The organism is Nostoc sp., assembly GCF_036919815.1.
Lineage (GTDB): Bacteria > Cyanobacteriota > Cyanobacteriia > Cyanobacteriales > Nostocaceae > Nostoc.
This window is the reverse complement of record NZ_JBALCE010000051.1, coordinates 64,107-78,888: the sequence shown is the minus strand read 5'-3', so window position 1 is coordinate 78,888 and position 14,782 is coordinate 64,107. Positions and strand designations below refer to the sequence as shown.

The window sequence follows — 14,782 nt, the reverse complement described above, 5'->3', positions numbered from 1 at the left end:
AAAATCAGTGATATGGAAAAAGTTTTTGCCAAAAAGCTAGGGTTTTGCCGATACAAGAGATCCAAGTTATTAATTTTGGATAAAGTCGAGCTAAGAGGATGTTTTAAAAGTATTTGGCTGTGATTTTAGGCACTTATAGATCCCCCTTAAAAAAGGGGGAATCGGAATCAAAGTCCCCCTTTTTAAGGGGGATTTAGGGGAATATATAACGTTTGGAAGTGAGTCAGAATATTAAGTTGCACATCGCGTAAACTTAATATCATCTTTTAACATTAATAACTTCCAAAAAGATTTTGCAGGTTATAGATGTTAGTTTTGGTGTTTTTATGGGATTACAAAGCCTTGACAAGCTTCAGAGTATACTGTTAGTTGCTATTTAATAAATGAACTTCAAAAAAATTTATACTTTGAAAGGACTTGATAAACTAACTACTACGGAATTATCAGCTTGGGTACAACTAGCCAAAACCCAACCTGAACGAGGACAAATTACCGATCGCATTCCGCAACTAGCTTTGGCTGATCCTGCTTGGTTTGCAGTTCACATCTGCTGTAAATCGGGAAAAACTATCAGCTTTGGAGATGCGGCTTGTATTTTCCCGCTAATGAGCGTGATTAAGGCGTTTTCTTTACTTTATCTGCTAGAACATCTAGGAGCAGAAACGGTTTTTGGCTGGGTTGGCGTTGAACTTTCGGATGCACCCTTCAATTCTTTAGAACAACTGATTGCCGATCGCGGACGCCCCCGAAACCCGATGATTAATAGTGGAGCAATTACCCTGTCTGATAAGTTACCAGGAAAGGACGCTAATCAACGCACTTTTTTATTTTGTCAATGGCTCAACCAATTAGCAGGTTGCCAATTAAGGTTAGATGAGGTAATGCTGGCTTCAGTGCGATTAACACGCTCAACAGCTAATCAAGCGATCGCTAATTATCTCGCCCAAGCAGGTCATCTCAAAAATATTGAAACAGCACTTGACACCTACGAGCAAATATGCTGTATTTCTGGGCAAGTTGAAGATTTAGCCCTCTTGGGAAAACTCCTAGTTTGTGAAAATGGCTGTATATATGCACAAAATCGCCGGATTGTCAACGCTGTGATGTTAACTTGTGGACTCTATGAAGCTTCTGCCCAGTTTGCAGTCAGAGTTGGTTTACCGATGAAATCAGGGATTGGTGGTGGACTTATAGCAATAGTACCAAGTGAGGGAGCGATCGCTTGTTACAGTCCTGGGTTGGATAATATCGGAAATCCTGTAGGAGCGATCGCATTTGTTGAGACTTTAGCGCAAGAGTTGCAGTTGAGCGTCTTTGGTTAATTCTGGTTTTTCGCGATCGGGAGCGGTTATTTTCGGTAACGGCGTTGATTCAGGAGTTGGCGTAATTATTTCTGATGCTGGAGACTGAATAATCTCTGGCAGCGTCGGTGGCAAACTAGGAGATGGTGCAACTGGGGCTTGTGGGGTAGGCATCTTGCCCGCCCGACGGTTAAAAAATCCACCTAATCTAGGTTTTGTTGATTGAGGCACAACTTTTTCGGGTAATGGGGTTGATTCAGGAGTTGGCGTTACTGTTGGCTGTGGTTCTGCTATCGGAGACTGAATAATCTCTGGCAGCGTCGGTGGCAAAGTGGGAGATGGTACAGCCGTTGGAACTTCCGATTTTGGTTTTTCTGGGTGTGTTTTGGATTCTTTTGGAATTTCAGTTTCAGGAATTGGCTGTTTTTCTACCTTCGGTTGGATTTGGGGTGTTTTTTCAACAGACGGCGTGGGTGTAGGTGTGAATTTATAATTCTGGTCTACAATACCGCGCACCTCATCTGCTGTAAGTTCTCCTCTGACAATTCTCGACAAAGTATCTTTACCCTTTGGCTGGTAGTCAATCAGTCTGACTGTGGTATTAAAGGCATTTTTGAGAGGATTTCCTTGATTATCGAGAAATTCCAGCTTTACCCAGTTTTTACCAGTTTGGAAGCCTTTGAGGTAAACTGCTTGCCAGCGATCGAAAATAAAGCTTTCACCATTAATTGTGGAGCGGATGCGCCAATCACTGAATTTGTCGTCGGTATTTTCCTTGCCGACGAGGTGCAGGGGCGCGTTAGTTAGGTAAAAGTCCAGTAAGATTGGTTCTGCTCCGTAGCTGCTTTGAGGACGGCTGTAAGTTAGCAGGGGTAAGTTGATATCTGGGTTGTTGTCGTCGGTTTTGGTGAAAACGTGAAATGTTGTTTGGGCATAAGCGCCTTCATTCTTAAAGCTTTCATGCCAAGGACGGGAGGCAAAGACGCGCAGGGTATGAGTACCTGGAGACAAGTCTGACAAAACCAAGGGCTGATTCAGGTCGTAAACAGGTATATAAGGTTGGTTATCGAGAATTACGTGGAGATGGGGACCGAGTTGTAATTGTGGATCTTTAAATATTGGTAAATCCTTAACCTGAAAACTGGCTGTGACTTTGTTTCCTTGGAAAACTTCATCAGCTTGCGGAGTAACAATTGTCACCTGTGGCTGATAAACTTCCAAAATTGTCCGTAGTTCTTGAATAACAGATGGTGGGGAAATTTCCGAAAATTGCTTTGAAATTTGAGAAATCTTGGGAGAGTTTTCGCTATAGCCAGTAGATACTTCCTGGCTGTCGGCTTTCTCGCCACAACTAGTCAAGCTTAATACCAGGATTAATGTCATTACCCACTTGAGAATTGGAAACCTCTCAGGGAGGAGCTTCTCTAACACCCTTTTCTGCCACGAGTTCATGTGTTGCACCCAGTAATCGTCTTCGACAATTGACTAGATTATTTTGGCTCAAACTGTCCATAGGGAACCATAGCCTAAAAGGTGAAATCTGCCTCACATCCCAGAAGTTTTTCTGTGTATCTCAGGAAATTTTCAAATAAGTCATACTTATTACAACTTTTTACTTATAACAATTGAAATATGACACAAATATTCACGGGTAATACCAGTAAAAGCTAGAACATCGCCTACATACAGCCAAATCATAAATTTTAAGAATTGTTATCCTTTGTAAATAAAATGGAAAATATATTGACTTTTGGACAAATAGTTTGAAGTTAAAAGGCAGATTAGGGAGCAATTCCAGCCAAATTTGAGCAAGTTTGAATTATTGTTAAAAGATCGATAACAATGTACAAGTGAAGACTCTATAATTCAACGAGAAACAACTATCCACATCGGGTCTTGATCGCCGCTTCAGCAAAATTCTGGAGTATGCGGTAATGGTTCATTTTGTGGTATTAATGATTCCTCATTCCTAATCAAGAGAGGAGGTCGAATGACAATAAGTCCTCCGGAGCGAGAGGAAAAAAAGGCAAGAGTAATCGTCGATAACGACCCCGTACCTACCTCATTCGAGAGATGGGCACAACCTGGGCATTATGACAAAACCTTAGCCAGAGGTCCCAAAACCACCGCATGGATTTGGAACCTGCACGCACTCGCCCATGATTTTGATACACATACAAGCGATTTAGAAGATATCTCGCGGAAGATATTTTCAGCCCACTTCGGTCACTTAGCTGTAGTGATGATTTGGTTGAGCGGGATGATTTTCCACGGGGCGAAGTTTTCTAACTACGAAGCTTGGTTAAGCGACCCGTTGAACGTTAAGCCTAGTGCCCAGGTCGTTTGGCCTATTGTGGGACAAGACATTTTAAACGCTGATGTTGGTGGTGGATTCCACGGAATTCAAATTACCTCCGGTCTGTTCCAGGTATGGCGTGGCTGGGGGATTACAAACTCCTTCCAGCTTTACGTAACTGCGATCGGTGGCTTGGTATTAGCAGGCTTATTCCTATTTGCCGGCTGGTTCCACTACCACAAACGCGCTCCCAAACTGGAATGGTTCCAGAATGTGGAGTCGATGCTGAATCACCACTTGCAAATATTGCTAGGTTGTGGTTCCTTGGGATGGGCAGGTCACTTAATCCATGTGTCCAATCCGACCAACAAGCTTTTGGATGCAGGCGTTGCTCTCAAAGACATCCCCTTGCCCCACGAGTTCATCTTGAACAAAGACTTGTTGACCGAGCTGTACCCTAGCTTTGCTGCTGGTTTAGCACCTTTCTTCACCTTGAACTGGGGTCAGTATGCTGACATCCTCACCTTCAAGGGCGGTCTGAACCCAGTAACAGGCGGCTTGTGGATGACTGATATTGCCCATCACCACTTAGCGATCGCAGTTCTGTTTATCGTTGCTGGTCATCAGTACCGTACCAACTGGGGTATTGGTCACAGCATTAAAGAGATCCTCGAAAACCACAAAGGTCCTTTCACCGGTGAAGGTCACAAAGGTCTCTACGAAAACCTCACCACATCCTGGCACGCTCAGTTGGCTACTAACCTGGCCTTCTTGGGTTCGCTGACGATCATCATCGCGCATCACATGTACGCGATGCCCCCCTATCCATATTTAGCAACTGACTACGCTACGCAGTTGTGCATCTTCACCCACCACATGTGGATTGGTGCATTCTGTATAGTCGGTGGTGCGGCTCACGCTGCCATATTCATGATTAGGGATTACGATCCGGTTGTAAACCAAAACAACTTACTTGATCGCGTACTTCGTCACCGCGATGCGATTATTTCTCACCTGAATTGGGTGTGTATTTTCCTTGGCTTCCATAGCTTTGGACTATATATCCACAACGACACAATGCGTGCATTGGGCCGTCCCCAAGACATGTTCTCTGATACGGCAATTCAGTTGCAGCCAGTGTTTGCCCAGTGGGTACAAAACATCCATACCTTAGCTCCTGGTGGCACTGCTCCCAATGCCCTAGAACCCGTTAGCTATGCTTTCGGTGGTGGGATTTTGGCAGTAGGCGGTAAAGTAGCAATGATGCCCATTGCTTTGGGTACGGCGGATTTCTTAATCCACCATATTCACGCATTCCAAATACACGTTACTGTCCTAATTCTGCTCAAAGGTGTGCTATACGCCCGTAGCTCTCGTCTGATTCCAGACAAGGCAAACCTGGGCTTCCGCTTCCCCTGCGACGGTCCTGGTCGTGGCGGTACCTGTCAAGTGTCTGGTTGGGATCATGTGTTCCTCGGACTTTTCTGGATGTACAACACAATATCGATCGCAATTTTCCACTTCAGTTGGAAGATGCAATCAGATGTGTGGGGAACAGTAGATTCCGCCGGAAATGTGACTCACATCACTGGTGGTAACTTTGCCCAAAGCGCCATCACCATCAACGGTTGGTTGCGAGACTTCTTGTGGGCACAAGCGACACAAGTCATCAATTCCTATGGCAGCGCGCTATCTGCCTATGGTCTACTCTTCTTAGGCGCTCACTTTGTCTGGGCATTCAGCTTGATGTTCCTGTTCAGTGGTCGCGGCTACTGGCAAGAACTGATTGAGTCCATTGTTTGGGCACATAACAAACTGAAAGTAGCACCAGCAATTCAGCCTCGCGCTCTGAGCATTATTCAGGGTCGGGCTGTAGGGGTAGCTCACTACCTCTTGGGAGGGATTGCCACTACTTGGGCGTTCTTCCATGCACATATCCTTTCAGTAGGGTAGCAATCAGTTATTGAGTGCTGAGTGCTGAGTGCTGAGTCAAAACTCAGAACTCAGCACTCAGACTTCAGGACTCTAGACGCTGATACTTGATGGCTAAAGGTCAGAGGATTTATTAAACCTATGGCGACAAAATTTCCCAAATTTAGCCAGGATCTCGCACAGGACCCGACGACTCGTCGGATATGGTATGCGATCGCTACAGGCAACGATTTCGAAACCCATGATGGCATGACGGAAGAAAATCTTTACCAAAAGATTTTCGCAACTCACTTCGGTCACTTGGCAATCATCTTCCTGTGGGCATCCAGCCTCCTGTTCCACGTAGCCTGGCAAGGTAACTTTGAACAGTGGATTAAAGATCCCCTTCACATCCGTCCCATCGCCCATGCGATTTGGGACCCCCACTTCGGTAAACCAGCGATCGAAGCTTTTACCCAAGCTGGGGCTAGCAATCCGGTAAACATTACCTACTCTGGTCTCTACCATTGGTGGTATACCATCGGAATGCGGACGAACGGCGAACTGTACAACGGTTCAGTGTTCTTGCTGTTATTCGCTGCTGTATTCTTGTTTGCTGGCTGGCTGCACTTGCAACCCAAGTACCGTCCTAGCTTGGCATGGTTTAAGAGCGCTGAACATCGCCTAAACCACCACCTAGCAGGTTTGTTTGGTGTTAGTTCTTTGGCTTGGGCTGGTCACTTAATTCACGTTGCTATCCCCGAATCTCGCGGTCAGCACGTAGGTTGGGATAACTTCCTAAGTACCCCACCCCACCCAGCAGGTTTAGCACCATTCTTTACAGGCAACTGGGCTGTTTACGCTCAAAACCCTGACACTCCTGGACATATCTTCAGCACATCTCAAGGTGCAGGAACTGCAATTCTGACTTTCTTGGGTGGTTTCCATCCTCAGACAGAATCTTTGTGGCTGACTGACATGGCTCATCACCACTTAGCGATCGCAGTTATCTTCATCATTGCTGGTCACCAATACCGGACAAACTTCGGAATTGGTCACAGCATCAAAGATATGCTGAACTCCAAAGCTGGGTTAGTTCCCGGTACTAAGAGTGAAGGTCAGTTCAACCTGCCTCACCAAGGGTTGTACGACACCTACAACAACTCCCTGCACTTCCAGTTGGGTATTCACCTAGCTGCTCTGGGAACCATCACCTCTCTGGTGGCGCAGCATATGTACGCCATGCCTCCCTATGCATTTATTGCAAAGGACTACACGACTCAGGCAGCGCTGTACACGCACCATCAATACATTGCTGGTTTCTTGATACTTGGTGCTTTTGCTCACGGAGCTATCTTCTGGGTACGTGATTACGACCCAGAGCAAAACAAGGGCAACGTCCTTGAGCGCGTGTTGCAGCATAAAGAAGCGATTATCTCCCACCTTAGCTGGGTATCCCTTTTCTTAGGCTTCCACACCCTGAGTTTATACGTCCACAACGACGTAGTGGTTGCTTTCGGGACTCCTGAAAAGCAAATCCTGATTGAGCCTGTGTTTGCTCAATTCGTCCAAGCTGCTCACGGTAAAGTACTGTATGGCTTAGATACCTTGCTATCTAACCCAGATAGCATTGCCCACACAGCATGGCCTAACTACGCTAACGTCTGGTTGCCAGGCTGGTTAGATGCCATCAATTCTGGTACTAACTCCCTGTTCTTGACAATTGGCCCTGGCGACTTCTTGGTACACCATGCGATCGCTTTGGGTCTGCACACCACCACCTTGATCTTGGTCAAAGGTGCTTTGGATGCCCGTGGTTCTAAGCTGATGCCCGATAAAAAGGACTTCGGCTATGCCTTCCCTTGCGACGGCCCCGGTCGTGGCGGTACTTGTGACATCTCAGCTTGGGATTCCTTCTACCTCGCTACATTCTGGATGCTGAACACCCTTGGTTGGGTTACGTTCTACTGGCATTGGAAGCATCTAGGTATTTGGCAAGGCAACGTCGCTCAGTTCAATGAGAACTCTACATATCTCATGGGCTGGTTCCGCGATTACCTCTGGGCTAACTCTGCTCAGTTGATTAACGGTTACAACCCCTACGGTGTGAATAACCTGTCTGTCTGGGCTTGGATGTTCTTGTTTGGACACCTAGTTTGGGCTACTGGTTTCATGTTCTTAATCTCCTGGAGAGGTTACTGGCAAGAGTTGATTGAAACCCTTGTTTGGGCACACGAACGCACTCCTCTAGCTAACCTAGTTCGCTGGAAAGACAAGCCCGTGGCTCTGTCGATTGTTCAAGGTCGTGTAGTTGGTCTAGCTCACTTCACTGTTGGCTACATCGTGACTTACGCCGCATTCTTGATTGCTTCTACTGCTGGTAAGTTCGGTTAACTCGGCTGCTAGTTTTGTAGATAAGTAATAAAAATCCCCTGCCGCAAGGTGGGGGATTTTTTCATATTTTCACTTTTGATTACTTTTTCTAATTTTTTGGGAACTCTAGAGAACAAATACTTTATGTACAAGATGTCAATAAGATGAGATTAAAAACTCAAGTTAAACAAAATTCACATTGTGCAATTTTTTCTCGAAATTACTCTGAACATCTTGATGAAGCAGTTGAAATTAGTAATCAGAATCCCAGACAGCTAATTACTTTCCGCTCATCTGTAGTTTGGTCATCAGCTAAAAAAGCAATAGAAACTCACGGTCAACGTAAAATTTACTTTGCAACCGTAGGAGATTCTAACTTAGTTAGATACGAAGGAAACTTAGAAAAAGTTGAATTGAATCCTCAAACAGCACAAGAGTTACTTCAGTACTGTACGGAGTCAACTAGAGGAGAGGGTTTATGGGAAGAAGTTGGGAAAGTAGCAGTTAAAACACTCTATGTAATTTCAAACTGTCAAAAAATAAAATCACCTTTTCCTTTTACTCACTTAAGAAAATTACTAGATGGCTCTCCAATTGATGATAATTTTAGCTATAGCTATGCTTTAGTCTACGAAATCTAAAAATGTTAATCTATCAATAATGAACATTAAACTCGTAGAATCTCTCATAGAGGCATAAGGCAAAGATGCTGCTCAAGTTGTACAAGTTGAATTCCCTACAGCTTGGAAAGATGCTGATACACTACTTGACATAGCCAAAATATAGACATGATTATGAAACATTAGTTATTAGTTTGAGGCTAGTGGAAAACAACCAATAACTAAACAAAGGAAAAAATCAATCAATATGACTCAAATAGATGTAACCTCTAATGCTGAAGTAGCTCCACCCATTGCGATGCTACAAATGATTTCTGGCTTTTGGGTCTCACAGGCAATCTATATCGCTGCAAAGCTTGGTATTGCCGACTACCTCCAAGAACAACCCAAAACTGTCGAGGAACTGGCTGCAATCACCGAAACGCATCCACCATCTCTCTACCGCTTACTGCGTAGCCTTGCCAGTGTGGGTATATTTGCTGAGGATGAAAACCGCCGCTTTGCCTTAACGCCCTTAGCGGCAACCTTGCAAACAGATACTCCTGGTTCTTTACGTTTTTTTGCAATCTCCGAACTGGGACAAGTCCATTACTTGGGCTGGGGAAACCTGCTACACAGCGTCAAAACTGGCGAAATTGCTTTTGATAACGTCGCTGGTATGAATATTTGGGATTACTACGCTCAAAATGCTGAAGCTGGCAAACTCTTTGATCGGTCAATGGTCAATGTTACCGCTACAGTACTAGAAGCAATTATAAATAATTATGATTTCTCTTCATTTAACACTGTGGTCGATGTCGGAGGTGGACAGGGTAGTTTAATTACTACCATACTCAAAGCTAATCTAAAACTCAAAGGCATTCTGTTTGATGTGCCGAACGTAATAGAGAATGCAAAACCTCGCTTGCAAAAAGAAAGTTATGCAGAACGTTGCACAACTATTGCAGGAAACTTTTTTGAATCAGTACCATCTGGTGGTGATGCTTATCTGCTCAAGTTCATCATTCATGACTGGGATGATGAGAAATCCCTTCTGATTCTGAAGAACTGTCATCAAGCGATGCCAGAAGATGGCAAACTCTTGCTTTTTGAACAAGTAATTACCGCTGGTAATAACCTATCCTCATCCTTTGGCAAGCTAATGGATCTGAATATGCTGGTGATGACAGGTGGATGCGAACGCACTGAAGCCGAATATCGCTCGCTTTTAGCAGCAGCAGGCTTCAAACTCACTCGCATCGTTCCCACTTCTTTAGCAATAAACGTCATTGAAGCAGTAAAGCTATAGGACTAGGGACTAACGCTCTCTGAAGAAACACTTGGCGTAAAGTTTATGTAGCAAGGGTTGCCTCAATCACGTGATGGCAAAACTTTCTTATAGTTCTCAAGCTGCAATTGCTATTACTTTTTTAATCAGGACTTCTCGTTGCATCTCATACAGATACCAAAAGGAAAAAACAAAAAGGAATTAATAGAAAAAATGTATGTAAAACAAACTGAAATACGAAATGAACACTAAACTTGTTGAATCACTGTTGCAACTTATTCTATCTCTGATGAGGAGCGATCGCTATTGGAAGAAAGATTAATTTTAAATTCATCAGAGCCTTCAACCTGTGACTTAATGCAACTTGCTCAGAGTGGAGGAGCCTTTAACTTTCTTGAAAATGAACCAGACATATACTCACTAAAAGATGGAGAACCTATCTAAAGAGAAAGCGATGTCTACAACGGGCTACGCCTACGCCTAAAATTAATCTTTAGTTGTCAGCAGTCAAAATATGGAAGAACTGCAAATCTCAGAAATAGAAGCTACCTTTACAGCGCTTGTTAAGCAATGGCGTGAAGAAACTTTTGGGATATCATCTACTAACCAAATGTCGATGCACCCTGCATACCAGCAAATTATTGGTATGGGAAAACCTGTAATCCCACTTTTACTTAGGGAACTGGAAAAGAAATCTGGACACTGGTTCTGGGCATTAAAATCCATCAGCAGAGAAGATCCTGTTCCTCCAGAATATAGGGGAAATGTAAAGGAGATGACTAAAGCTTGGCTAGAGTGGGGTAGGCAAAGAGGCTACTAATTCTTCATCACTGCATCCAATAGCACATTGGCATCAAAGCGGACGACATCGGTGCAAGGTAGCCCAGTTTCTGCTATTGTTTGAGCGATGCTTTCTTCAGCCGCAGATTCATCTAGATGGGCTGTGTTCAGCGCTATACCCACTACAGAAACACTTGCAAAGGCACCACCAGCACTAGCCACAGTTTCATAAAGCCGAATTACTTCTGGTAAAGGTGGAATTAGTACATGAGGATGATTACGTACATGAACTTGTCCCGCCCGATGTACCAACACCAGTTGGGTTGGTTGCGAACCACGGATTAGGGGTAGAGTTGCTGTTGAACCAGGGTGTAACATTGAACCTTGTCCTTCAATGTGCAAGATGTCGTAGTTTTTGCCATAGCGCATGACTATTTGTTCCACAGCACCGGCGGCAAAGTCTACTCGCACAGCATCTAAAGCCACGCCGTCCCCTTCTAACATCACCCCAGTTTGACCGGTGGCGAGGAATTTAGAACGCCAGCCCCGTAATTTTGATGCCCAATGTAACTCTAGGCTAGTTGACATTTTACCGATCGCCATGTCGGTTCCTACTGTCAACACCCGCCGACAGGGAAGGGTGCGTGCTATCCCACTAGCAACACTTATATTAGCCGGCTCTTTCCGTACATCCCAAATTAATTGTCCTGGTTTGAGCAGTGCATTTAACTCCGGTATGTTTGCCAATGGTGTATGTAAACCATTTACCAGCGACATCCCAGCTTCTAAAGCATCTTTGAATTCATGCCAGTAATCATCTGGTATAGCGCCACCTCCTGGGGCAATACCAATTACCAAAACTTCCGGCTTGTACTCCAGGGCTGCGGCTACCGATGCCACAATTGGCACATCACGCTTGATACCTGTTAATTCTGCTAGGGATTTGCCAGCAGACTCGCGATCGATTACGGCTACGATTGGGGCTTCACTGTAGCGTAAAATAGATAACCCCGTTTTGCCCTGAGTCCCAGTAGTTCCTTCATGAAGTAAGATCGCTACTCGTTGATTAAGTGGTAGACGCACTCTGTTGTACCCCCAAACCTGGTAAATCGTTTGGCAAAACTCTCCCTTCTTTTAGCAATGCACCCGTAAAGGGATCATCAATTAAGTTAAGGTGACTGTCTAAATCTAAATAATCAGCTAGTGGTGCTAGCTGTAATGCTGCTGTATTAGCTAGCGAACTGTCAGAATAGCAACCGAACATTACTTGTAACTGATATGCTCGCGCTGTATGTACCATTCGCATTGCCTCCGTTAGTCCCCCTGATTTCATCAGTTTGATATTAATACCATCCACGTAGTTTGCCAAATGGGGAATATCGCAGCTGGTGAAACAGCTTTCATCGACAAAGATGGGCATGGGAGAGTGTTCTTTGAGTTTTGCTAAACTTGGTTCCTGTCCTCGTGGCAATGGCTGTTCTACATACTTTATACCTAAATCAGCCAGCCAACTGCACATGGCGATCGCATCTTCTAAACTCCAACCCCCATTGGCATCAACAAATAATTCTGGTAATGGTGCTTCTTCTCGCACTGCTAAGAGCATTTTTTTATCTGCATCTATGCCATCTGGACTACCTAGCTTCACCTTGAAAAGGCAGACATCAGTAAATTGTAACCAGTCTCGCGCTCTCGCTCTGGCAGCTTCAGGCGAATTAATCCCAATTGTGACAGAAGTCGGGACTATTTGATTGCGATCGAGTCCCCAAATTTGCCACAAGGGTAATCCGACACGCTTACCCAGCCAGTCGTGCATTGCTATATCCAAAGCTGCTCTTGCAGCAGAAGGAACTTGGTTTTGTGTTAAAACTTGCTCAATTTGTTGTCGTTGTAAGGGGCTGAATGTTTGCAACAGTGGCACAACTTCCTCTAAAGCATCTTTGATTGTATCAGTTGATTGCCGATGATTACCCACACCGAATGGCGATGCTTCCCCCCAGCCTTCGATGCCATCGTATGAGATCCGCACCCATATATTCGTTGTCTGTGCCGTTGTACCTCGACTAATGGTTAAGGGAAATCTCTTGTTGACTGTAAATAAATTTACATTTATTTGCATACTTATTCTGGATATTATGTTATGACAAAAGCCAGTGTAAGTTCAAAATTTAGATTATCGGACGTATCCGTTATACTTTTTTACATTCACTGGATGATTGCTAAACTTTTTATACCAAGTTTTATTTGTTACTTAATTTATGACCAACTTAAAAAAATGGAAAACTTTAAAATCAAAAATGGTCTTAGATCATTACTGGTGTAAGGTCAGGCAAGATGAAATAGAACTGCCCAATGGTCAAATTATCGATGATTATTTTGTTAGTATTAAACTAGACCTTGCGATGGTTTTACCTATAACTAGTAGCAAAGAGATAATTTTTGTCCAGCAATACAGACACGCCATAGGTGAATTTTTCTTAGAATTGCCAGCAGGAAATTTTGATTCCACAAAAGAGAGTGCCGAAGTAGCAGCAATTAGAGAACTGACAGAAGAGACTGGTTATATTCCCCAAGAATTTAGAAAAATCGCAACTCTATACGATAAGCCGAGTAAAGATACGAATCAAATACATTTATTTTTAGCAGAGAATGTGAGCAAAGTTGGAGAGCAACAACTAGATATTACAGAAGACATTGAAGTTGTATTAATTCCCGTAGAATCAATTTTAGATAAAATTATTCAGGGAGAAATTTCTATAGCCGGAACTATAGCGGCTCTTTTCTTAGGTTTAAAATTTCTAAGTTATTAATAATCTCAGCATTAATTATTATATTTGTCTTTATCGTAACTTCTGATACTTTTCTCAAAGTTAGTCCAAGTGAGTTAGCAGAATTAGCTGAAGATGAATATTCTTGTAAGATAATATTTTTTCGTGACTAAGGTATATTTAATTACTACTTTTGATGAAATTTTAAAATGGTTGAATCAATCTTTGGAGAGAGGATTTATACCAACTAAATTTTCTATATTCTAGAAAGCAGATAGTAAAACTTAAGGAAATAGAATAATGCCATTACAAAAAATAAGTGAATTTGATACAGACTACCATAATACTATTGGTAAAGACATCAAAGGAATGGGTCTGTATGTTCAGGGAACCGATGAGAAGATTGGCACAATAATTGATGCTGTCTTAGACGAACAAGGAGCATTTCGCTATTTAATTGTTGACATAGGCGTTTGGGTTTTTGGCAAGAAAGTATTACTACCAATAGGTAAATCGCGTATTGACTCTACAGCAGATCGTGTATACGTTGTTGGTATGACAAAAGAGCAAGCGGAAAAATTGCCTGAATATCATGAGCATACAGCGCTTGACTACGACTATGAAGAACGGGTGCGCGGAGGATATCGCACACCGTCTGTAGAAAGTTCAGCACCTCTGGATGTAGCATCGACAGTTGGGCGCACTACTCCCACTCTTGATCGCAACAACTACACCTACGCACAAGAGCCAGATTTATATGATGTCAGCACTCACGGAGACCAAACCTTCAAACTTTACGAAGAAAGACTGGTTGCTAATAAACAACGTCGTAAAACTGGAGAAGTAGCGATTGGTAAGCATGTCGAAACCGATACTGCAACAGTTGCTGTATCGCTGGAAAAAGAGCGAGTCGTGATTGAGCGAGTTACCCCTAAAGATGCAGGCAAAGTTGTATCTGCTGAAACAGCTAACTTCCGCGAGGGTGAAGTAGCACACATGGAAATCTATGAAGAAGTTGCAGATGTCCAGAAAGAAGCTTTCTTGCGAGAAGAAGTCAGAGTGCAAAAAGTTGTAGACAAAGAAACTGTTGAGGTTCAAGAAACCATTCGGCGTGAAGAGTTAGACGTTGAGACTGATGGAACTTTAAAAGTCAATAAAACTGACAGAGTTTAACTTGACCGAAGAGGCTAAAGAGCAGGGGAGAATTTATTTTCAAAATGTTTGACGATCTGCAAGCTTGATTTGAGGCTTTGCGCGATCGTCTTTCTTCTTTCGACCGCGATACTCTAGTTGCTGTCCTTAGTTCGCGTGAGGATATTTTCAAAGCGCAAGCTAACAAGATGATCGACCGAATTGAAGCTACACGGGATATTGCAGAATCTCCATTTTAATGACAAACTTCTTTACTTAATGGCGACATTTAAATAGTAGACAGCAGTCTGACAATTTTGAAAGCAAGTGGCTAA

Annotated in this window: 11 protein-coding genes; 8 read left to right on the top strand and 3 right to left on the bottom strand. The window is 43.5% G+C overall.

The window, feature by feature from the left end; genetic code table 11:
• The first annotated feature begins 383 nt into the window (after positions 1-383).
• Positions 384-1,322, top strand: a complete 939-nt coding sequence (locus tag V7K15_RS13010; protein WP_442949669.1) for a glutaminase — start codon at positions 384-386, stop codon at positions 1,320-1,322.
• On the opposite strand, the gene V7K15_RS13005 is transcribed toward V7K15_RS13010, so the two are convergent.
• Complete coding sequence (locus V7K15_RS13005; protein WP_334905910.1) at positions 1,287-2,753, bottom strand: hypothetical protein; 1,467 nt, start codon at positions 2,751-2,753, stop codon at positions 1,287-1,289. The genes V7K15_RS13010 and V7K15_RS13005 overlap by 36 nt on opposite strands.
• Positions 2,754-3,291: 538 nt before the next feature.
• On the opposite strand from V7K15_RS13005, the gene psaA reads away from it, so the two are divergent.
• The 5 genes from psaA (at position 3,292) to V7K15_RS12980 (ending at position 10,588) form a co-directional block, all read left to right on the top strand.
• Positions 3,292-5,550: a photosystem I core protein PsaA gene (psaA, locus tag V7K15_RS13000; protein WP_334905909.1), complete on the top strand. Its 2,259-nt coding sequence runs from the start codon at positions 3,292-3,294 to the stop codon at positions 5,548-5,550.
• A 120-nt stretch (positions 5,551-5,670) separates the two neighbouring features.
• A complete protein-coding gene (gene psaB / locus V7K15_RS12995; RefSeq protein WP_334905908.1) occupies positions 5,671-7,902 on the top strand; it encodes a photosystem I core protein PsaB in 2,232 nt (743 codons plus the stop codon).
• A 143-nt stretch (positions 7,903-8,045) separates the two neighbouring features.
• Positions 8,046-8,522 carry a hypothetical protein gene (locus V7K15_RS12990; protein ID WP_334905907.1) on the top strand — a complete coding sequence of 159 codons (477 nt, stop codon included), beginning with the start codon at positions 8,046-8,048 and terminating at the stop codon, positions 8,520-8,522.
• Between the two features lie 226 nt (positions 8,523-8,748).
• Positions 8,749-9,789, top strand: coding sequence for a methyltransferase (locus V7K15_RS12985; RefSeq protein WP_334905906.1), 1,041 nt, complete (start codon positions 8,749-8,751; stop codon positions 9,787-9,789).
• 493 nt (positions 9,790-10,282) lie between these two features.
• On the top strand, positions 10,283-10,588 hold the full coding sequence (locus V7K15_RS12980) for a hypothetical protein (RefSeq protein ID WP_334905905.1): 306 nt from the start codon (positions 10,283-10,285) through the stop codon (positions 10,586-10,588).
• Here the strand turns inward: V7K15_RS12980 and V7K15_RS12975 are convergent.
• Complete coding sequence (locus tag V7K15_RS12975; RefSeq protein ID WP_334905904.1) at positions 10,585-11,631, bottom strand: DUF1611 domain-containing protein; 1,047 nt, start codon at positions 11,629-11,631, stop codon at positions 10,585-10,587. The genes V7K15_RS12980 and V7K15_RS12975 overlap by 4 nt on opposite strands.
• Positions 11,615-12,667: a dipeptide epimerase gene (locus V7K15_RS12970; protein WP_334905903.1), complete on the bottom strand. Its 1,053-nt coding sequence runs from the start codon at positions 12,665-12,667 to the stop codon at positions 11,615-11,617. The genes V7K15_RS12975 and V7K15_RS12970 overlap by 17 nt, the downstream gene beginning before the upstream one ends.
• A 139-nt stretch (positions 12,668-12,806) precedes the next feature.
• Here V7K15_RS12970 and V7K15_RS12965 point away from each other — a divergent pair, with 139 nt between their 5' ends.
• Together V7K15_RS12965 and V7K15_RS12960 are read left to right on the top strand one after the other, a co-directional pair.
• On the top strand, positions 12,807-13,358 hold the full coding sequence (locus V7K15_RS12965) for an NUDIX hydrolase (RefSeq protein ID WP_334905902.1): 552 nt from the start codon (positions 12,807-12,809) through the stop codon (positions 13,356-13,358).
• Positions 13,359-13,616: 258 nt separating this feature from the next.
• Positions 13,617-14,489 (top strand): DUF2382 domain-containing protein, encoded by an 873-nt coding sequence (locus V7K15_RS12960; RefSeq protein WP_334905901.1) that lies wholly within the window; start codon positions 13,617-13,619, stop codon positions 14,487-14,489.
• The last annotated feature ends 293 nt before the right edge of the window (positions 14,490-14,782 follow it).

Excerpts from the sequence above, each read along its gene's own strand:
- V7K15_RS12960 (WP_334905901.1), top strand. The coding sequence starts at position 13,617 with ATGCCATTACAAAAAATAAGTGAATTTGATACAGACTACCATAATACT.
- V7K15_RS13010 (WP_442949669.1), top strand. The coding sequence starts at position 384 with ATGAACTTCAAAAAAATTTATACTTTGAAAGGACTTGATAAACTAACT.
- psaA (WP_334905909.1), top strand. The coding sequence starts at position 3,292 with ATGACAATAAGTCCTCCGGAGCGAGAGGAAAAAAAGGCAAGAGTAATC.
- V7K15_RS12990 (WP_334905907.1), top strand. The coding sequence starts at position 8,046 with ATGAGATTAAAAACTCAAGTTAAACAAAATTCACATTGTGCAATTTTT.
- V7K15_RS13005 (WP_334905910.1), bottom strand. The coding sequence starts at position 2,753 with ATGAACTCGTGGCAGAAAAGGGTGTTAGAGAAGCTCCTCCCTGAGAGG.
- psaB (WP_334905908.1), top strand. The coding sequence starts at position 5,671 with ATGGCGACAAAATTTCCCAAATTTAGCCAGGATCTCGCACAGGACCCG.
- V7K15_RS12970 (WP_334905903.1), bottom strand. The coding sequence starts at position 12,667 with ATGCAAATAAATGTAAATTTATTTACAGTCAACAAGAGATTTCCCTTA.
- V7K15_RS12985 (WP_334905906.1), top strand. The coding sequence starts at position 8,749 with ATGACTCAAATAGATGTAACCTCTAATGCTGAAGTAGCTCCACCCATT.
- V7K15_RS12965 (WP_334905902.1), top strand. The coding sequence starts at position 12,807 with ATGACCAACTTAAAAAAATGGAAAACTTTAAAATCAAAAATGGTCTTA.
- V7K15_RS12980 (WP_334905905.1), top strand. The coding sequence starts at position 10,283 with ATGGAAGAACTGCAAATCTCAGAAATAGAAGCTACCTTTACAGCGCTT.